Origin of the sequence: Streptomyces sp. NBC_00483, from assembly GCF_036013745.1 — a bacterium.
Classification (GTDB): domain Bacteria; phylum Actinomycetota; class Actinomycetes; order Streptomycetales; family Streptomycetaceae; genus Streptomyces.
In genome coordinates, this window is sequence record NZ_CP107880.1 from 3,851,249 (window position 1) to 3,870,095 (window position 18,847).

Annotated in this window: 14 protein-coding genes; 8 read left to right on the forward strand and 6 right to left on the reverse strand. The window is 69.4% G+C overall.

Translation table 11 applies throughout. The annotated features are described in order from the left end of the window. Positions 1-31 precede the first annotated feature (31 nt). The 3 genes from iolD to OHA73_RS17000 are packed head-to-tail and all read right to left on the reverse strand — an operon-like array spanning position 32 to position 3,684. Positions 32-1,915 carry a 3D-(3,5/4)-trihydroxycyclohexane-1,2-dione acylhydrolase (decyclizing) gene (iolD, locus tag OHA73_RS16990; RefSeq protein WP_327655460.1) on the reverse strand — a complete coding sequence of 628 codons (1,884 nt, stop codon included), beginning with the start codon at positions 1,913-1,915 and terminating at the stop codon, positions 32-34. Continuing rightward, entirely contained in the window at positions 1,912-2,742 is an 831-nt protein-coding gene (gene iolB, locus OHA73_RS16995; protein ID WP_266719419.1) for a 5-deoxy-glucuronate isomerase, read from the reverse strand. The genes iolD and iolB overlap by 4 nt, the downstream gene beginning before the upstream one ends. A gap of 15 nt (positions 2,743-2,757) precedes the next feature. Then, a complete protein-coding gene (locus OHA73_RS17000; RefSeq protein WP_267070379.1) occupies positions 2,758-3,684 on the reverse strand; it encodes a Cgl0159 family (beta/alpha)8-fold protein in 927 nt (308 codons plus the stop codon). A 147-nt stretch (positions 3,685-3,831) separates the two neighbouring features. Between OHA73_RS17000 and OHA73_RS17005 the strand changes: the two genes are divergently transcribed. From OHA73_RS17005 to OHA73_RS17025, 5 genes are all read left to right on the forward strand, one after another. Then, on the forward strand, positions 3,832-4,734 hold the full coding sequence (locus OHA73_RS17005; RefSeq protein WP_267070378.1) for a sugar phosphate isomerase/epimerase family protein: 903 nt from the start codon (positions 3,832-3,834) through the stop codon (positions 4,732-4,734). A gap of 236 nt (positions 4,735-4,970) precedes the next feature. Further along, positions 4,971-5,168 (forward strand): helix-turn-helix transcriptional regulator, encoded by a 198-nt coding sequence (locus OHA73_RS17010; protein ID WP_266719414.1) that lies wholly within the window; start codon positions 4,971-4,973, stop codon positions 5,166-5,168. A gap of 127 nt (positions 5,169-5,295) precedes the next feature. Further along, positions 5,296-6,243, forward strand: coding sequence for a PrsW family intramembrane metalloprotease (locus OHA73_RS17015; protein ID WP_327655461.1), 948 nt, complete (start codon positions 5,296-5,298; stop codon positions 6,241-6,243). Positions 6,244-6,296: 53 nt separating this feature from the next. Continuing rightward, the gene (locus tag OHA73_RS17020; protein ID WP_327655462.1) at positions 6,297-6,596 is read left to right on the forward strand and encodes a heavy-metal-associated domain-containing protein; all 300 of its coding nucleotides are present in this window, start codon (positions 6,297-6,299) and stop codon (positions 6,594-6,596) included. 60 nt (positions 6,597-6,656) lie between these two features. After that, the gene (locus tag OHA73_RS17025; protein WP_327655463.1) at positions 6,657-9,026 is read left to right on the forward strand and encodes a heavy metal translocating P-type ATPase; all 2,370 of its coding nucleotides are present in this window, start codon (positions 6,657-6,659) and stop codon (positions 9,024-9,026) included. Positions 9,027-9,597: 571 nt separating this feature from the next. On the opposite strand, the gene OHA73_RS17030 is transcribed toward OHA73_RS17025, so the two are convergent. The 3 genes from OHA73_RS17030 to OHA73_RS17040 form a co-directional block, all read right to left on the reverse strand. Beyond that, positions 9,598-10,908, reverse strand: a complete 1,311-nt coding sequence (locus OHA73_RS17030) for a citrate synthase (RefSeq protein WP_266719407.1) — start codon at positions 10,906-10,908, stop codon at positions 9,598-9,600. A 184-nt stretch (positions 10,909-11,092) separates the two neighbouring features. Beyond that, on the reverse strand, positions 11,093-13,354 hold the full coding sequence (recD2, locus tag OHA73_RS17035) for an SF1B family DNA helicase RecD2 (protein ID WP_267070375.1): 2,262 nt from the start codon (positions 13,352-13,354) through the stop codon (positions 11,093-11,095). A gap of 82 nt (positions 13,355-13,436) precedes the next feature. After that, positions 13,437-14,015, reverse strand: coding sequence for a hypothetical protein (locus OHA73_RS17040; protein ID WP_267070374.1), 579 nt, complete (start codon positions 14,013-14,015; stop codon positions 13,437-13,439). Positions 14,016-14,295: 280 nt separating this feature from the next. On the opposite strand from OHA73_RS17040, the gene OHA73_RS17045 reads away from it, so the two are divergent. From OHA73_RS17045 to OHA73_RS17055, 3 genes are read left to right on the forward strand one after another with little or no spacing between them, the layout of a single operon-like run. Further along, on the forward strand, positions 14,296-15,360 hold the full coding sequence (locus OHA73_RS17045; protein ID WP_327655464.1) for a LacI family DNA-binding transcriptional regulator: 1,065 nt from the start codon (positions 14,296-14,298) through the stop codon (positions 15,358-15,360). Further along, on the forward strand, positions 15,357-16,910 hold the full coding sequence (locus tag OHA73_RS17050; RefSeq protein ID WP_327655465.1) for a sugar ABC transporter ATP-binding protein: 1,554 nt from the start codon (positions 15,357-15,359) through the stop codon (positions 16,908-16,910). Before OHA73_RS17045 ends, OHA73_RS17050 begins: the two co-directional genes overlap by 4 nt. Next, positions 16,900-18,846, forward strand: a complete 1,947-nt coding sequence (locus OHA73_RS17055; RefSeq protein ID WP_327655466.1) for an ABC transporter permease/substrate-binding protein — start codon at positions 16,900-16,902, stop codon at positions 18,844-18,846. The genes OHA73_RS17050 and OHA73_RS17055 overlap by 11 nt, the downstream gene beginning before the upstream one ends. The last annotated feature ends 1 nt before the right edge of the window (position 18,847 follow it).

The window sequence follows — 18,847 nt, forward strand, 5'->3', positions numbered from 1 at the left end:
ACGGGCAACTCCTGTGACGGCTACGTACTTCTCAGAGGTGACGGCGTCGACCGGCGGCGCGCCGGTCGTACTCCTCGCGGGCCTTGACCGCGGCGCTGCGCTCCGCCGTCTCGGCCACAGGAACATCCCACCACGCCTGCGCGGGAGGCGGGCCCGACACTGTGTCTGCCGTTTCGGTCTCCACGTAGACACATGTGGGGCGGGTCGCGGCACGCGCGACGGCGAGCGCTTCGCGCAGGTCACGCACGGTCTTGGCGCGATGCACCGTCATCCCGAGGCTGGCCGCGTTGGCGGCGAGGTCGACGGGCAGCGGCGCGCCCGCGTACGCCCCCTGCTCCCCCGTGAACCGGTACTGCGTGGCGAAGCCCTCGGCCCCCACGGAGGCGGACAGACCGCCGATCGAGGCGTACCCGTGGTTCTGCAGAATGACCACCTTGACGGGAATGCCCTCCTGCACGGCGGTCACGATCTCCGTCGGCAGCATCAGATACGTGCCGTCGCCGACGAGCGCCCACACGGGCCGGCCGGGCGCGGCGAGCGCGACTCCGAGCGAGGCCGGGATCTCGTAGCCCATGCAGGAGTACCCGTACTCGACGTGGTACTGGTCGCGGGAGCGGGCCCGCCACAGCTTGTGCAGATCGCCGGGAAGCGACCCGGCCGCATTGATGAGAATGTCGTCCCCGGTGACCAACTCATCCATCACACCCAGGACTTGGGCCTGGGTCGGACGTACGAGTTCGTCCTCGGCGGCGAAGCAGGCGTCGACGCGTTGCTCCCAGCGCTCCTTGTCCTCGGTGTACTCGGCGACGTACGCGGGCTCGGCCCGGTACGCCCCGCCGAGCGCCCCGCTCAGCGCGGCAAGCCCCGCGCGGGCGTCGGCGACGAGCGGCTGCGCGGACAGCTTGTGGGCGTCGAAGGCCGCGACGTTCAGGTTCAGGAAGCGGACGTCGGGGTTGGCGAAGAGGGTGGCGGAGGCCGTCGTGAAGTCCGTGTACCGGGTGCCGATGCCGATCACCAGGTCGGCGGTGCGGGCGAGTTCGTTGGCGGTGGCGGTCCCGGTGTGCCCGATGCCGCCGACGTCGGCGGGGTGATCGTGCAGCAGCGAGCCCTTGCCGGCCTGGGTGGAGGCGACCGGAATCCCGGTGGCGTCGACGAAGTCCTCCAGGGCACCCTCGGCACCACTGTGATGCACCCCGCCACCGGCGACGACGAGCGGCCGCCGAGCGCTCTTCAACTCCCGTACAGCAGCGGCGAGTTCGATGGCATCCGGCTCAGGCCGACGCACGGCCCACACCCGCTCCCGGAAGAAGTCGTCCGGCCAGTCGTACGCCTCCGCCTGCACGTCCTGCGGCAGCGCGAGCGTGACGGCGCCGGTCTCGACCGGATCGGTGAGCACACGCATGGCCTGCAAGGCGGCCGGAATCAGCTGCTCGGGCCGCTCGACCCGGTCGAAGTACTTCGACACGGGCCGCAGACAGTCATTGACCGACACATCGCCCGCATACGGGACTTCGAGCTGCTGAAGCACGGGATCGGCGGGCCGGGCCGCGAACACGTCACCAGGCAACAGCAGTACGGGCAGGTGGTTGATGGTGGCGAGGGCGGCGCCGGTGACGAGGTTGGTGGCGCCGGGCCCGATCGAGGTGGTGACGGCGTGCGTGGACAACCGGTCGGACTGCCGGGCGTAGCCGACGGCGGCGTGCACCATCGCCTGCTCGTTGCGGCCCTGGTGGAAGGGCATGTCGTCGCCGTACTGGAGGAGCGCCTGCCCGAGCCCGGCCACGTTGCCGTGGCCGAAGATGCCCCAGGTGGCGCCGATCAGCCGCTGCCGGGCGCCGTCGCGCTCCGTGTACTGACAGCTGAGGAAGCGGACGAGGGCCTGGGCGACGGTGAGGCGAGTGGTGCTGGTCTTCATCGGTATCCCTCCGTCACGTGATCGGGATGGAAGCAGATCCGCCACTCCCGCTCGTCCCCCGGCCCCGCCATGACATTCAGGTAGTACATGGCGTGCCCCGGCTGGGCGATCGAAGGACCGTGCCAGCCGTCGGGCACGAGCACGGTGTCGCCGGAGCGGACCTCGGCGAGGAGATCGGTACCACCGGGCCGGGAGGGGGACACACGCTGATACCCGTACCCCGGAGACGAATCCGCGGCCCCGCCCTCGGGCCCCTCGATCTCGAAGTAGTAGATCTCCTCGAGCAGCGCCTCCTCGCCCGGCCGGTGCTCGTCGTGCTTGTGCGGTGGGTACGAGGACCAGTTCCCGCCGGGAGTGATCACCTCGACGGCGATGAGCTGATCGCAGTCGAAGGCGTCGGCGGCGGCGAAGTTGCGCACTTGGCGTGCGCTCTGGCCGCCGCCCCTGTCCTCGACGGAAACCTCCGGCGCGGGGCCGTAGCGGACGGGGAGTCGTCGACCGCATTTCGCTCCTGCCAGGGCGAACCGGCCTCCCGCACCGGAGGAGATCTCCACGCTGGTGTCGCGCGGTACATAGGCGAAGTCACTCACTCCGCTGAATACGCTGCCCCTGCCCGCCAGTTCAAGGTTCATCCCTTCCGCGCGGACGGAACATCCGCCGGAGAGCGGCAGCACGATCCACTCGCTCTCCCCGGTGTCGAAGGCGTGCGTCTGCCCGGCCCGGAGTTCGAGGATCCGCAGCCCGGCCCGGGCCCAGCCGACCTTGTCGGGGTCGACGGACAGGGCGTAGGGCCCGTCGGCGGCGCTACCGCGTGGAAGGTGCGTCATCCCTCTACTCTCCTCCTAGGTGTCCGCACGCGTGGTGCGCAGCAGGCCCACGGCCGTGTCGACGGCGGCCGCGACATCCCCGTCGGCCGGGTAGAGCAGCGAGCGCCCGACCACGAGCCCCTGAACCGTGGGCAGTTGAAGCGCGGCACGCCACTTCTCGTACGTGGCGTCCTGATCGCCGTCCTTGATGTCGCCGCCGAGCAGCACGGCGGGCAGGGCGGAGGTCTCCATGACCCGGGCCATGTCGTCGGGGTCGTCGGTGACCGGGAGCTTCAGCCAGGTGTACGCGGAGGTGCCGCCGAGCCCGGAGGCGACAGCGATCGACGTGATGACACTCTCGGGACTCAAGTCGTTTCGCAGCAGCCCGGTTTCGGGATCGCGACGGCTCAGGAACGGCTCGACGAAGACGGGCAGCCGACGCGCGGCCATGGCATCGACGGCACGGGCGGCAGCCTCCAACGTCCGCACGGACCCGGATCCCGGATCCTCATGATCGACCCGCAGCAACAACTTCCCGGCATCGAAGCCGAACCGCTCCAGATCCTCGGCCCGATACCCGGTGAACCGGTCGTCCAGCTCGAAGGAGGCCCCGGCGAGCCCGCCCCGGTTCATGGACCCGATGACGACCTTGCGGTCCAACACCCCCAACAGCAACAGGTCTTCGACCACATCGGCGGAGGCCAGCACCCCGTCCACGCCCGGCCTGGCCAGCGCGACGCACAACCGGCGCAGCAGATCGGCCCGGTCGGCCATGGCGAACGCCCGCTCCCCGACGCCGAGCGCACCCCGGGCCGGATGGTCGGCGGCCACGATCATCAACCGCCGCCCCGCTCCGAGCAGCGCCCGCCGCTCCCGCCGGCCCGCGGCCTCGGCGACCGCCCCCGGATCCTCGGCCCGCACACGGGCAAGCCACCGGAGGTCGACACCCTCTGCCTCACTCAAGCCCGGCTCCATCCCCTTCGGTACGACGCCCTGCAATCTCCGTCGCCCCGCCAGATCTAGCCCCACCCGGGCCCCCTGTCAACACTTTGTCCTGACATTCGGACCACGTCTTGACACCCCTCTCCGAACGGCTCAAGGCTTGAGTCCATGACGACCACGCCCTCGCGCATCCGCATCGGTTCGGCCCCCGACTCCTGGGGCGTCTGGTTCCCCGACGACCCGCAGCAGGTCCCGTACCAGCGCTTTCTCGACGAGGTGGCCGAGGCCGGGTACGAGTGGATCGAGCTGGGCCCGTACGGCTATCTGCCGTCGGACCCGCGCGTACTCACCGAGGAGACGGGCCGCCGCGGCCTGAAGGTGTCGGCGGGCACGGTGTTCACGGGCCTGCACCACGGCCCCGCGGTATGGGAGAAGACCTGGGACCACGTGTCCTCCATCGCCGAACTCACCCGGGCGATGGGCGCGGAGCACTTGGTCGTCATTCCCTCCTTCTGGCGCGACGACAAGACGGGCGAGGTGCTGGAGGACTCCACCCTCACCCCCGACCAGTGGCGCCACCTGTCCACGCAGACCGAACGCCTCGCACGCGAAATCGGCGACCGCTACGGCCTGAAACTGGTCTTCCACCCGCACGCCGACACCCACATCGACACAGAGGAGAACGTGACCCGCCTCCTCGACGCGACCGACCCCGACCTCGTGTCGCTGTGCCTGGACACGGGCCACTACGCGTACTGCGGCGGCGACAGCGTCAAGCTCATCGAGACGTACGGGGAGCGGATCGGCTATCTGCACCTGAAGCAGGTGGACCCGGCGGTCCTCGCCACCGTCCACGAACAGGGCACACCCTTCGGCCCGGCCGTGGCACAGGGCGTCATGGTCGAACCTCCGCGCGGGGTACCGGAGTTGGAGCCGGTACTGGCCGCCGCGAGCAAACTCGACATCGACCTGTTCGCGATCGTCGAGCAGGACATGTACCCGTGCGAGCCGGACCGCCCGCTCCCGATCGCCGACCGCACACGCCGCTACCTGCGTTCCTGCGGGGTTTGACGCCGCCCCTATCCACTTACGCGCCGGAGCATGCGCCCACAGCACGCCCCCTTTGCTTCATTCGCGTCACAAACGCCCCCATCGCGTCACACATGTCAGGCCTACGCGGGTTCTGCGTCACAGAGGCCCCACAGGCCCTCCCTTCACCCCGGTTCACGTCGTTCTCCGGGCACAGGCTGAGTTGATCACGCCGGCACCCCCGAGCCGCCGTGAGCGCCGCCAGGGAGGAGCCACCGATGAACGACCGCAGGCTCTGGTCGTACAAGGACATCGCCGCGCACATCCGCGTACAGCCCGACACCGTCCGCTCATACCGCAAGCACGGCCTGCTGCCCCCGCCCGACCACGTCGAGGCGGGCAAGCCCTACTGGTACGCCGACACGGTCCGCGCCTGGGTGGCCTCCCGCCCGAGCAACCGGGGCCGCAAGGACTGACCCGGCAGCGCCGGGCCGTGCGTCCGCACGACCCGGCGCCCACACTGCGACACATCCGACCCCGCCATAAACTTCGGACAAATCACCCAAGGTGACCGTAAGTTACCGGCAAGCCGGAGGGATCTCAGTGACGCAGCCCCAGCCGCCCTACGGGGCACCCCAGGCCCGAATCCCCCAGCAGCCGCCCCCGCCGGGCCCGCAGATCCGCCCCGGCCTCTGGAAGCGCTGCCTCTGGGGCGGCCTCGCACTATGGGTGCTGACGGCGATCGTCACGTACGCGACCCAGAACACCACCCTGCTCCCCACGCTCATCCTGCTGGGCAGCTTCCTCACGCCGGCAGTCTTCGTGCTGTGGGCGTACGAGCGGCACGGCCGCGACCTGGGCGTGAGCCTGATCCTGGGCTGCTTCCTGGTGGGCGGCATCCTGGGCGTACTCGGCGCATCGGTCATGGAGTACTACCTCGTACACCCCTCGGTCTGGATGTTCGTGGCCGTCGGCCTGATCGAGGAGGCGGCCAAGCTGCTCGCCCTCGTCTACGTACTGCACCGCCACCCGCGCATCAGCGGACTGCGCGCGGGCCTGGTCCTGGGCGCCACGGTCGGCTTCGGCTTCGCGGCCTTCGAGAGCGCGGGCTACGCGTTCAACGCGGCGATCACCATGAAGGGCATCGACCTGCGCGCCCTCCTGGAAACAGAGGTCCTCCGCGGCCTGCTCGCCCCCTTCGGCCACGGCCTGTGGACAGCAATCTCCGGAGCAGTCCTCCTCTCCTTCCGCAAGCCAAACGGCGGCTACCGCTTCACAACGCCGGTAATCCTCACCTACCTGGGCGTCTCCCTCCTCCACGCCCTCTGGGACTCGATGCACGGCATCGCGATCTGGCTGGTGGCCCGCCTCACCACCACGGACCTGGACCGCACCCTCTTCGCCGAGGGCTACATCCCCAAGCCGACCGACGCGCAGCAGCACCTCTTCACGCTCTTCTCGGTGGGCGGACTAGTCATCATCACGCTCCTGGCGCTGACCTGGGTGCGCTCACTCGCCCGCCGGGACCCTTCTTGGAAAAGTACCCCCTAGGGGTATAGGGTCGGTCGCATCAGGAGATGCCCCTCACCACCAAGGAGTACGTCATGAGCGCCCACACCGAGCTCCCCCAGGCCGACACCGAGTCCGCCGGTTCCTGCTGCGGCGGCGCCTGCCACACCGACGCCGCGGCCACCGAGGGCGCCTTCACGGCCGTGTACGAGGTCAAGGGCATGACGTGCGGCCACTGCGAGGGCGCGGTGTCCAGTGAGATCTCGGAGCTCGCCGACGTCACTTCGGTCCAGGCGAGCGCCGCCACCGGCCAGGTCACGGTCGTCTCCACCGCCCCGCTCGACGAGGAAGCGGTCCGCGCGGCGGTGGACGAGGCGGGCTACGAGCTCGTCTGAGCCGCACGGCCGGGGCCGGAACCTCCACCACCGGCCCCCGCCCGTACGCTCGGCACCACCATGACGGACGACGCACCACGCCCCACGGAACAACTCGACCTGGCCATCGGGGGCATGACCTGCGCCTCCTGCTCCGCCCGCATCGAGAAGAAGCTCAACCGCATCGAGGGCGTGACAGCAACGGTCAACCTGGCCACGGAAAAGGCCAAGGTCTCCCACACACCCGAGGTCACCCCCGAATCCCTGATCACCACGATCACAAAACTCGGCTACACGGCAGAACGCCTCGCTCAGGCAGCGTCCGAAGCCGCAGCCGAGATCGAACAGGGAGTGAAGTCAGACCGGCAGCCGCCGATGCGAGGGAGGGGACGCGTCGGGGTGCCCCCGCAGGACTCCGCAGAAGCACCACTCGTGGAGTCGCAGTTCCCGGAGGCGCCCGCCCCGGTGGCCGAGGAGGTACCCCGACGCGGCCCCGCACCCACGGACAAAGACAGGACGCCCACGGCCGACCGCCCGACACCACTCCGCCAACGCCTCACGGTCTCCGCACTCCTCGCGGCCCCCGTGATCCTCATGGCGATGATCCCGGCCCTCCAGTTCACCAACTGGCAATGGCTGTCGCTCACCCTGGCGTCCCCCGTCGTCGTCTGGGGCGGCCTCCCCTTCCACCGCGCCGCATGGACGAACCTGCGACACGGCGCGGCCACCATGGACACCCTCGTCTCCCTGGGCACACTCGCCGCCTACGGCTGGTCCCTGTGGGCACTGTTCCTCAACACGCCACCCACACCACCCATCTACCTGGAAGTGGCCTCGGGCGTGGTCACCTTCATCCTCCTGGGCCGCTACCTGGAGGCCCGCGCCAAGCGCGCCGCCGGCGCCGCCCTGCGCGCCCTCCTCGACCTGGGCGCCAAGGAGGTCACCCTCCTCACCCCCGACGGCGCCGAAGTACGCGTCCCGGCCGACCACCTGAAGCCCGGCGACCGCTTCGTCGTCCGCCCCGGCGAGAAGATCGCCACGGACGGCACGGTCACCGAGGGCACAAGCGCCGTGGACACCTCGATCCTCACCGGCGAGTCGATCCCCACCGACGTCACCGTCGGAGACCCCGTCACGGGCGCCACCGTCAACGCCGCGGGCCGCATCGTCGTGGAGGCCACCCGCGTAGGCGCGGACACCCAGCTCGCCCGCATGGCGAAGCTCGTCGAGGAGGCCCAAACAGGAAAGGCCCAGGTCCAGCGCCTGGCGGACAGAATCTCCGCGGTCTTCGTCCCAGTGGTCCTACTGATCGCCCTCGGCACACTGCTCACCTGGCTCTTCACCACCGGCAACACGACATCCGCCTTCACCGCAGCGGTGGCCGTCCTGATCATCGCCTGCCCCTGCGCCCTCGGCCTGGCCACCCCCACGGCCCTCATGGTCGGCACGGGCCGCGGCGCAAGCCTGGGCATCCTGATCAAGGGCCCCGAGGTCCTGGAATCAACCCGCACGGTCAACACGGTCGTCCTGGACAAAACCGGAACGGTCACCACAGGCCACATGACCCTCACGGCCGCACACTCGACCACCACCGACGAAAAGACCCTGCTCCGCCTGGCAGGCGCCGTAGAGCACGCCTCAGAACACCCGGTGGCCCGAGCAATCACAACAGGAGCAGCCGACCACGCAGGCGAACTCCCCCGGGCAACGGACTTCACCAACACCCCCGGCCTGGGCGTACGCGGCACGGTCGAGGGCCACACCGTCCTCGTAGGCCGCGAGCGACTGCTCACGGACCACGGCATCCCCCTGCCACCCGAACTCACCAGAACCCGCACCGCCGCGGAAGCGACCGGCGGCACAGCGGTCACGGTCGCCTGGGACGGCGAGGCCCGCGGCGTCCTGACGGTCACGGACGCGGTCAAGGAGACGAGCGCGGAGGCGGTGACCGCCCTCCGCTCCCTGGGCCTCACACCGATCCTCCTGACCGGCGACAACCGCGCCGCGGCGGACTCGGTCGCCCGCGCGGTGGGCATCGCCGAGGAGGACGTGATCGCGGAGGTCATGCCCGAGGACAAGGTCGACGTGATCAAGCGCCTTCAGGCCGAGGGCCGCAGCGTCGCGATGGTCGGCGACGGGGTCAACGACGCCGCCGCGCTGGCCACCGCCGACCTGGGCCTGGCCATGGGCACCGGCACGGACGCGGCGATCGAGGCCGGCGACCTGACACTCGTCCGCGGCGATCTACGGGTGGCCGCGGACGCGATCCGGCTCTCGCGCCGCACCCTCGCCACGATCAAGGGCAACCTCTGCTGGGCCTTCGGCTACAACATCGCGGCGATCCCGCTCGCCGCGGCCGGCCTGCTGAACCCGATGATCGCGGGAGCGGCGATGGCCTTCTCGTCGGTGTTCGTGGTGACGAACAGCCTGCGGCTGCGCAGATTCACGTAGAGACCTGCCGAGATCCCTGGACCTCCACACAATCCACACGGCACAATTGCAGCACTCCCCCACAGAGGCCGATATCCACATATCGGACCCCTTGCGGACGCACGGGACATATGCAAGAGACGCAGATCACATTGGTCTGGACGTAACCCTTTGCGGCTCTCGTGAGTCTAAGGAGGCGATGCAGGAACGTCTTGGGGGACGTTTCCGCATCGGAGGGACCCGTCTTGGGGGACGGTCCCGACAGCGTTGGCCGGGGCACGTGCGCCGGGAAGCTTGAGCGGCCCGCCCGGCGGTACGTGTTCCGGCGGCCGACGCACCAAAGACCCCCAGGCCGGATCCCGTGGGGGGAATCCGACCCGGGTAAAGGAAAGCGCCCCGACTGTCGGCCCGTGGGGGGACCGACAGCGGGGCGCTTTCTGCTTGCCGCAGGTTGACCAGGAGGTGCGGGAGCCGCGACCTACCCAACGTTTCGGTTGGAGTGGTTACGGTTGCGGGGCTCTGCCCCGGACCCCGCGCCTCAAACGCCGGCGGGGCTTGATATGCCCAACCGGCGTTGCGGGAAGCAGTGAAGTCAGCGCTGCTCGACCGGGAGGAAGTCGCGTTCGACGACGCCCGTGTAGATCTGGCGCGGGCGACCGATGCGCGAACCCGGCTCCTTGATCATCTCGTGCCACTGGGCGATCCAGCCCGGAAGGCGGCCGAGGGCGAAGAGGACCGTGAACATCTCGGTCGGGAAGCCCATGGCCCGGTAGATCAGGCCGGTGTAGAAGTCGACGTTCGGGTAGAGCTTGCGCTCGACGAAGTACTCGTCGGCCAGCGCGTGCTCTTCCAGCTTCAGCGCGATGTCGAGCAGCTCGTCGGACTTGCCGAGCGCCGAGAGGACATCGTGCGCCGCCGCCTTGATGATCTTCGCCCGCGGGTCGAAGTTCTTGTAGACGCGGTGCCCGAAGCCCATGAGCTTCACGCCGTCTTCCTTGTTCTTCACCTTGCGGATGAACTCGTCGACGTCGCCGCCGGCCGCCTGGATGCCCTCGAGCATCTCCAAGACGGACGCGTTGGCGCCACCGTGCAGCGGACCCCACAGCGCGGAGATACCGGCGGAGATCGACGCGAACATGTTGGCCTGCGACGAGCCCACCAGGCGCACCGTGGACGTCGAGCAGTTCTGCTCGTGGTCCGCGTGCAGGATGAGCAGCTTCTCGAGGGCCGAGACGACGACCGGGTCCGGCACGTACTCCTGGGCCGGCACGGAGAACGTCATGCGCAGGAAGTTCTCGACGTAGCCGAGGTCGTTGCGCGGGTAGACGAACGGGTGGCCGATCGACTTCTTGTAGGCGTACGCCGCGATCGTCGGCAGCTTCGCCAGCAGGCGGATCGTCGAGAGGTGACGCTGCTGCTCGTCGAACGGGTTGTGGCTGTCCTGGTAGAAGGTGGACAGCGCGGAGACCACGGAGGACAGCATGGCCATCGGGTGGGCGTCCCGCGGGAAGCCGTCGAAGAACCGCTTCACGTCCTCGTGCAGGAGCGTGTGCCCGGTGATCTCGTTCTTGAAGGTGGAGAGCTCGTCGACCGTCGGGAGCTCGCCGTTGATCAGCAGGTAGGCGACCTCGGTGAACGTCGAGTTCTCGGCCAGCTGCTCGATCGGGTACCCGCGGTAACGCAGGATGCCCTGCTCACCGTCGAGATAGGTGATCGCGGATTTATAGGCGGCTGTGTTGCCATATCCGCTGTCGAGGGTCACCAGGCCCGTCTGGGCCCGCAGCTTCCCGATGTCGAAGCCCTGGTCGCCCACGGTGCTGTCGATCACCGGGTAGGTGTACTCGTCGTCGCCGTACTGGAGTACTACAGCCTTCTCGTTCTGCTCGCTCACGTCATCCCTCACCGACGTAGTGCCTCTTCTTCGAGGTGCCCTGACTGTCTCTACCTTCCCCCACTTGGCCCAGCAGAGTGCACTCGGGGTCGCCCATTGGGCTCATTGACGGCACTCAGTGCCGTCAACTTGCTCATCCTGCCCCCTTCGCCCTGGTTCCGGAAGTGCTTGTGACCTTCGTGACTCACTTGATCGATCAAATCTTTTGAGCAACGGCACCTGCCAGCCGGAAATTCAGGGCGGTACACCGCCTTCCGGCCGAAATCGTACGCACCGCCTGGCCGATCGCTCTGCGCGAACCGACCAGGACGACGAGCTTCTTGGCGCGGGTGACCGCCGTATAGAGGAGGTTGCGCTGGAGCATCATCCAGGCTCCCGTCGTGACGGGGATCACCACGCACGGGTACTCGCTGCCCTGGGAGCGGTGGATGGTCACAGCGTAGGCATGCGCCAGCTCGTCCAGCTCGTCGAAGTCATAGGGGACCTCCTCGTCCTCATCGGTGCGGACGGTGAGTCTCTGCTCCTCGGCGTCGAGGGACGTGACGACGCCCACCGTGCCGTTGAAGACGCCGTTCGCCCCCTTCTCGTAGTTGTTCCGAATCTGGGTGACCTTGTCCCCCACCCGGAACACACGCCCACCGAACCGCTTCTCGGGAAGCTCGGGCCGCCCCGGCGTGATCGCCTGCTGGAGCAGCCCGTTGAGATTCCCGGCGCCGGCGGGACCGCGGTGCATCGGCGCGAGCACCTGGACGTCGCGCCGCGGGTCGAGGCCGAACTTGGCGGGGATCCGGCGGGCCGCGACGTCGACGGTGAGCCGCCCGGCCTCCTCGGTGTCGTCCTCCACGAACAGGAAGAAGTCATTGAGCCCCGAAGTAAGGGGCTGCTGGCCGGAGTTGATCCGGTGCGCATTGGTGACGACGCCGGACTCCTGGGCCTGCCGGAAAATCCGGGTGAGCCGCACAGCGGGCACAGGGCTCCCCTCGACGAGCATGTCCCGCAGCACCTCACCGGCCCCCACACTCGGCAACTGATCCACATCCCCCACAAACAGAAGATGCGCCCCGGGCGGCACCGCCTTCACCAGCTTGTTGGCGAGCAGCAGATCCAACATGGAGGCCTCGTCCACGACCACAAGGTCGGCGTCCAACGGCCGCTCCTTGTCGTACGCGGCGTCCCCGCCCGGCTTCAATTCGAGCAGCCGGTGAACAGTCGACGCCTCGGCCCCGGTCAGCTCGGCGAGCCGCTTGGCGGCACGCCCGGTGGGAGCGGCGAGCACGACCTTGGCGCGCTTGGCGCGGGCCAGCTCCACAACGGACCGTACGGTGAAGGACTTTCCGCAGCCGGGGCCGCCGGTGAGCACGGCCACCTTCTTGCTGAGCGCGAGCTTGACCGCCTCCTCCTGCTCGGGAGCGAGCTGCGCCCCCGTGCGGTCGGCGAGCCACGCGAGCGCCTTGTCCCACGCGACGTCCTGGAAGGCGGGCATCCGGTCGTCCTCCGTGCGCAGCAGTCTGAGCAGCTGGGCGGAGAGGGCGATTTCGGCCCGGTGGAAGGGGACCAGGTAGATCGCGGTGACCGGCTCCCCGTCCTCGCCCGGCACCGTCTCGCGTACCACGCCGGGCTCGCCGGAATCCTCGTCGGGCAGGGCCAGTTCGGCGAGGCACTCGATGACGAGGCCGGTGTCGACCTGGAGCAGCTTCACGGCATCGGCGATGAGCCGCTGCTCGGGCAGGAAGCAGTGCCCCTGGTCGGTGGATTGCGAAAGGGCGTACTGGAGACCGGCCTTGACCCGCTCCGGGCTGTCGTGCGGGATGCCGACGGACTGGGCGATGCGGTCGGCGGTGAGGAATCCGATGCCCCAGACGTCGGAGGCGAGGCGGTACGGCTGGTTCTTCACGACGGAGATCGACGCGTCGCCGAACTTCTTGAAGATGCGCACGGCGATGGAGGTGGAGACGCCGACGCTCTGGAGGAAGACCATCACTTCCTTGATGGCCTTCTGCTCCTCCCACGCGTCGGCGATCTTCTTCGTCCGCTTGGGGCCGAGCCCCGGCACCTCGATCAGCCGCTTCGGCTCCTGCTCGATGATGTCGAGGGTGTCGAGCCCGAAGTGCTGCGTGATGCGGTCGGCGAAGACGGGTCCGATGCCCTTGACCAGGCCGGATCCGAGATAGCGGCGGATGCCCTGGATGGTCGCGGGCAGCAGCGTCGTGTAGTTCTCGACCGTGAACTGCTTGCCGTACTGCGGGTGGGAGCCCCAACGGCCCTCCATCCGCAGCGACTCCCCCACCTGCGCCCCGAGCAGCGAGCCGACGACGGTCAGCAGGTCCCCTGCGCCCCTGCCGGTGTCGACCCGGCCGACCGTGTACCCCGTCTCCTCGTTGGCGTACGTGATCCGCTCGAGGACGCCCTCGAGCCGCGCCATCTGCCGCGCTCCGGCAGCCTCCTGCTGCTTCGCCATGATCCGACGTTAGCGGGAGGGTCCGACAACGCGGGAGGGGTCACCCGGCCCCGGCCTCTGCCCCGGCCTCTGCCGGCGGGGATCACACCCCGCCCATCGGCTCCGGATCCACCCTCACCGGCGTGCCCCACACGCGGACGACCTCGTAGTCCGTGAACTCGTGGACCAGGCGGTACGCCATCGCCGCGTCCGGACGGCGGCGCTGGGCCGCCAGGTAGAGGTCCGCCTCGCGGCGGTCGTGGCGGGGGGTGCCGCAGAGCTGCCACACCTGCCCGTTCCACATCTCCGGGATCCAGCGCTGCTGGGGCTGGGGGCGGTCCTCGCGCGTGCCGTAGCGGGAGAGCACGGGGCCCTCCTCGGCGGAGCGGGACGCCGAGGAGGGGGCGCCCGAGATCTGGGAGCGGCGGGCCTTGCGGCGGCGGGTCTCGCAGAACAGGCACAGGTCGGGGGCGGACTCCTCGACCGGGCCGTAGGGGTGCTCCTTGCAGCGGGTCGTGGGCTTCTCCCCGGACACCGCGTCGTCGAGCTGGTCGAGGGCGCGGGTCAGGTCGCCGCGGACCTCGTGCAGCACGTCGTCCGGGGTGTCGCCGGTGAGCTTCTCGCCGTGCTCGCCGAGCACGCGGAGGGCGCGGCCTAGTGCGGTGAGCTGCGCGTGGTTCACGTCCGTTGCTCCGTCTCCGTCATCCATGACTCATTGCTTCGCAATGAGTTCCACCTTCGCACGCGCCACCGACAATCCCGTCCGGCGACAGCGTTACGCCCCGGGCTCCGCCCCGGACCCCGCGGGCTCTCGTCGAAGAGCGGGGCTTGATCGGCCGATCACGATCACGATCCCGTCACGACCACTCCCACCCCCTTGCCCCCACCCCATGTAATCGATTCCAATCCCTCATGCAGATCGATGTAATCGATTCCACGTAGCCACAAGGAGGTGGCCGGCGATGGCGAGTATCAAGGATGTCGCGGCCGCGGCCGGCGTTTCCGTCGCCACGGTTTCCCGGGTCCTGAACAGCCACCCGTCCGTCAGCCCGGACGCCCGCACCCGCGTGCTCACCGCCGTGGAGTCGCTCGGCTACCGTCCCAACGCGGTGGCCCGTTCGCTGCGCACCGCGCAGACCCGCACGCTCGGCCTCGTCATCAGTGACGTGCTGAACCCGTACTTCGGTGAGCTCGCCCGCTCCGTCGAGGACGAGGCCCGCGGGCTCGGCTACAGCGTGATCATCGGCAACGCCGACGAGCGGCCGGAGCTCCAGGACCACCACGTACGCACGCTGCTCGACCGGCGCATCGACGGCCTGCTCGTCTCCCCCACCGACGGCGCCTCGCCGCTGATGCTGGACGCGGCCCGCGCGGGCACGCCCATGGTCTTCGTCGACCGGTGGATCCCCGGCGTGGACGTGCCCGTGGTGCGCTCCGACGGGCGGGCGGCCGTCCGGGACCTCGTCGCCCACCTGCACCGGCTCGGGCACCGCCGCCTCGCGATCATCGCGGGCCCTGCCGCCACCACGACCGGCAGCGAGCGCGTCGACGCCTTCCGGGAGGCCCTCGCCTCGTACGAGATCGAGCTTCCGGACGCCTACATAGGGCAGGGCGACTTCCAGGCGGACAGCGGGCGCCGGGTGACCGAGGCGTTCCTCGATCTGCCCGAGCCGCCCCAGGTCGTCTTCGCGGCCGACAACCTCATGGCGCTCGGCGCGCTCGACGCCATCCGCGCGCGCGGGCTGCGCGTCCCGGACGACATCGCGGTCGCCGCGTTCGACGACATCCCGTGGTTCGTGCACACCGATCCGCCCATCACGGCGATCGCCCAGCGGACCAAGGACCTCGGCCGGGCCGCCGTGCGCGCCTTGGTCGACCGCATCGAGGGGCGGGTGCCCGAGTCGGTCACCCTCCCCGCCCACCTCGTCGTACGACGCTCCTGCGGCGAGACAGGCGAGATCGGCGAGACCCCCCACACGCCCCAAGCCCCCCACACGCCCACCTCAATGGAGAGGAGCAACGGATGAGCAGCTCCGAAGAGTTGCTGCGTATCGAAGGGATACGGAAGACCTTCCCCGGCGTGGTCGCGCTCGACAGCGTCGACTTCGACCTGCGCCGCGGGGAGGTGCACGTACTGCTCGGTGAGAACGGGGCCGGTAAGAGCACGCTGATCAAGATGCTCTCCGGTGCCTATACGCCCGACGAGGGCCGTATCACCGTCGGTGGCGAGCAGGTCCGCATCCATGGTGCGCAGGACGCCGAACGGCTCGGCATCGCGACGATCTATCAGGAGTTCAATCTCGTTCCTGATCTGACCGTCGCCGAGAACATCTTCCTGGGGCGCCAGCCGCGCCGCTTCGGTCTCATCGACCGGAAGAAGATGGAAGCGGACGCCGAGGAGCTCCTCGCGCGCGTGGGCGTGAAGGTGTCGCCACGCGCGCGGGTGCGCGAACTGGGCATCGCCCGGCTCCAGATGGTGGAGATCGCGAAGGCGCTCAGCCTGAACGCGCGCGTGCTCATCATGGACGAGCCGACCGCCGTGCTCACTTCCGAAGAGGTCGAGAAGCTGTTCGCGATCGTGCGGCAGCTGCGCGAGGACGGCGTCGGCGTCGTCTTCATCACCCACCACCTGGAGGAGATCGGCGCGCTCGGCGACCGGGTGACGGTCATCCGGGACGGCCGCAGCGTGGGCCAAGTGCCCGCCGCCACCCCCGAGGACGAGCTCGTCCGCCTCATGGTGGGCCGCTCCATCGACCAGCAGTACCCGCGCGAACGCCCGGACGCACAGGGCACGGCCGGCGCGTTGCTGAAGGTCGAGGGCCTGACCCGGGACGGCGTCTTCCACGACGTCGGCTTCGAGGTGCGGGCCGGCGAGGTCGTCGGCATCGCGGGGCTCGTGGGCGCGGGACGTACGGAGGTCGTACGGGCCGTCTTCGGCGCCGACCCGTACGACTCGGGCTCCGTCGAGGTCGCGGGCAGCGCGCTCCCCCGACACGACGTCATCGCCGCGATGGCCGCGGGGGTCGGGCTCGTCCCCGAGGACCGCAAGGGGCAGGGGCTCGTCCTCGACCAGTCGGTGGAGGAGAACCTGGGGCTCGTCACCATGCGGGCGGCGACCCGCGCAGGGTTCGTGGACCGGCAGGGCCAGCACGACGCCGCCGAGCGGATCGCGAAGCAACTGGGCGTCCGGATGGCCGGGTTGGGCCAGCACGTGCGCACGCTGTCCGGCGGCAACCAGCAGAAGGTCGTCATCGGCAAGTGGCTGCTCGCGGACATCAAGGTGCTGATCCTCGACGAGCCGACGCGCGGCATCGACGTCGGCGCGAAGGTCGAGATCTACCAGCTCATCAACGAGCTGACCGCCGCAGGGCACGCCGTGCTCATGATCTCCAGCGATCTCCCCGAAGTCCTCGGCATGAGCGACCGGGTCCTTGTGATGGCGCAGGGACGCATCGCCGGTGAACTCGCCGCCGAGGAGGCCACGCAGGACTCCGTGATGGCCCTCGCCGTCAGCAACCAGAACACCGACAACCAGCAGCACAACGCCTTCGAAGAGGAGGGCTCCCGTGACCACTGAGACACTCAACAAGCCACAGGCCAAGAACAACGGGAGCCTGCTGCGGCTGCTCCTCGACAACGGCGCGCTGACCGCGCTCGTCGTCCTGGTCGTCGCCATGTCGCTGATGTCCGGCGACTTCCTGACCACCCAGAACCTGCTGAACGTCGGCGTGCAGGCGGCCGTCACCGCGATCCTCGCGTTCGGTGTCACCTTCGTCATCGTCTCGGCGGGCATCGACCTGTCGGTCGGCTCGGTGGCCGCGCTGTCGGCGACCGTCCTCGCGTGGGCGGCCACGAGCGAGGGCGTGCCGGTGGTGATAGCCGTGCTGCTCGCCGTCGTCACGGGTGTCGCCTGCGGCTTCGTCAACGGCCTGCTCATCTCGTACGGCAAGCTCCCGCCGTTCATCGCGACGCTGGCGATGCTGTCGGTCGGGCGCGGTCTGTCCCTTGTGATCTCGCAGGGCTCGCCGATCCCGTTCCCCGACTCGGTCTCCAAGCTCGGTGACACGCTGGGCGGTTGGCTGCCCGTGCCGGTCATCGTGATGATCGTGATGGGGCTCATCACGGCGGTCGTCCTCGCCCGTACGTTCATCGGCCGGTCCATGTACGCGATCGGCGGCAACGAGGAGGCGGCCCGCCTCTCCGGTCTGCGCGTCAAGCGGCAGAAGCTCGTCGTCTACGGCCTGTCCGGCCTGTTCGCGGCCGTCGCCGGCATCGTGCTCGCCTCCCGTCTCGCCTCCGCGCAGCCGCAGGCCGCGAACGGCTACGAGCTGGACGCCATCGCCGCCGTCGTCATCGGCGGCGCCTCGCTGGCCGGTGGTACGGGCAAGGCGTCGGGCACGTTCATCGGCGCGCTGATCCTCGCCGTGCTCCGCAACGGCCTCAACCTCCTTTCGGTGTCCGCCTTCTGGCAGCAGGTCGTCATCGGTGTCGTGATCGCCCTCGCGGTGCTGCTCGACACCGCGCGCCGCAAGGCCGGTGCGCAGCCGGCCTCCGCGGGTGCCGGGACCGGTGGGCCCAGGCAGCGGATGCAGTACGTGCTCGCGGCCGTGGTCGCCATCGCGATCGTCGGCGGCCTCGCGGTGTGGAACAACACCGGTTCCTCCGGCGGCAAGAAGGACCTCAAGCTCGGCATGGCCGTCTCCACGCTCAACAACCCGTTCTTCACCGAGATGCGGGCGGGCGCCCAGGCCGAGGCGAAGAAGCAGGGCGTCGAGCTGACCGTCACTGACGCGCAGAACGACGCCTCGCAGCAGGCCAACCAGCTCCAGAACTTCACGAGCGAGGGGCTCAGCGCCGTCATCGTGAACCCGGTCGACTCCGACGCCGTCGGCCCGTCCGTGCGCACCGCCAACAAGGCCGACATCCCCGTCGTCGCCGCCGACCGCGGCGTCAACAAGGCGAAGGCCGCGACCCTCGTCGCCTCCGACAACGTCGCGGGCGGCAAGCAGGCCGCGAAGATCATGGCCGACAAGCTGGGCGGCAAGGGCAAGATCGCGGTCCTCCAGGGCCAGGCCGGTACGTCCGCCAGCCGTGAGCGCGGCGCGGGCTTCGCCGCGGGGATCAAGAACTACCCGGGCATCAAGGTCGTCGCCAAGCAGCCCGCGGACTTCGACCGCACCAAGGGCCTGGACGTCATGACGAACATGCTCCAGTCGCACCCCGACGTCGACGGCGTCTTCGCCGAGAACGACGAGATGGCGCTCGGCGCGATCAAGGCGCTCGGCTCCAAGGCCGGCAAGTCCGTCCCCGTCATCGGCTTCGACGGCACGCCCGACGGCTTCAAGGCGGTCAAGGCGGGCACGCTGTACGCCTCCGTGGCCCAGCAGCCGCGCGAGCTCGGAAAGATGGCCGTGCAGAACGCGATCGCCGCGGCGAAGGACAAGAAGATCTCCTCGGCGGTGAAGGTGCCCGTGAAGGTCGTCACGGCGAAGAACGTCGCCGACTTCAAGTGAC

What these genes read in the sequence shown, in the direction of transcription:
- OHA73_RS17025 (WP_327655463.1), top strand. Translation starts at nt 6,657, where the DNA reads ATGACGGACGACGCACCACGCCCCACGGAACAACTCGACCTGGCCATC.
- OHA73_RS17020 (WP_327655462.1), top strand. Translation starts at nt 6,297, where the DNA reads ATGAGCGCCCACACCGAGCTCCCCCAGGCCGACACCGAGTCCGCCGGT.
- iolB (WP_266719419.1), bottom strand. Translation starts at nt 2,742, where the DNA reads ATGACGCACCTTCCACGCGGTAGCGCCGCCGACGGGCCCTACGCCCTG.
- recD2 (WP_267070375.1), bottom strand. Translation starts at nt 13,354, where the DNA reads ATGGCGAAGCAGCAGGAGGCTGCCGGAGCGCGGCAGATGGCGCGGCTC.
- iolD (WP_327655460.1), bottom strand. Translation starts at nt 1,915, where the DNA reads ATGAAGACCAGCACCACTCGCCTCACCGTCGCCCAGGCCCTCGTCCGC.
- OHA73_RS17045 (WP_327655464.1), top strand. Translation starts at nt 14,296, where the DNA reads ATGGCGAGTATCAAGGATGTCGCGGCCGCGGCCGGCGTTTCCGTCGCC.
- OHA73_RS17050 (WP_327655465.1), top strand. Translation starts at nt 15,357, where the DNA reads ATGAGCAGCTCCGAAGAGTTGCTGCGTATCGAAGGGATACGGAAGACC.
- OHA73_RS17010 (WP_266719414.1), top strand. Translation starts at nt 4,971, where the DNA reads ATGAACGACCGCAGGCTCTGGTCGTACAAGGACATCGCCGCGCACATC.
- OHA73_RS17005 (WP_267070378.1), top strand. Translation starts at nt 3,832, where the DNA reads ATGACGACCACGCCCTCGCGCATCCGCATCGGTTCGGCCCCCGACTCC.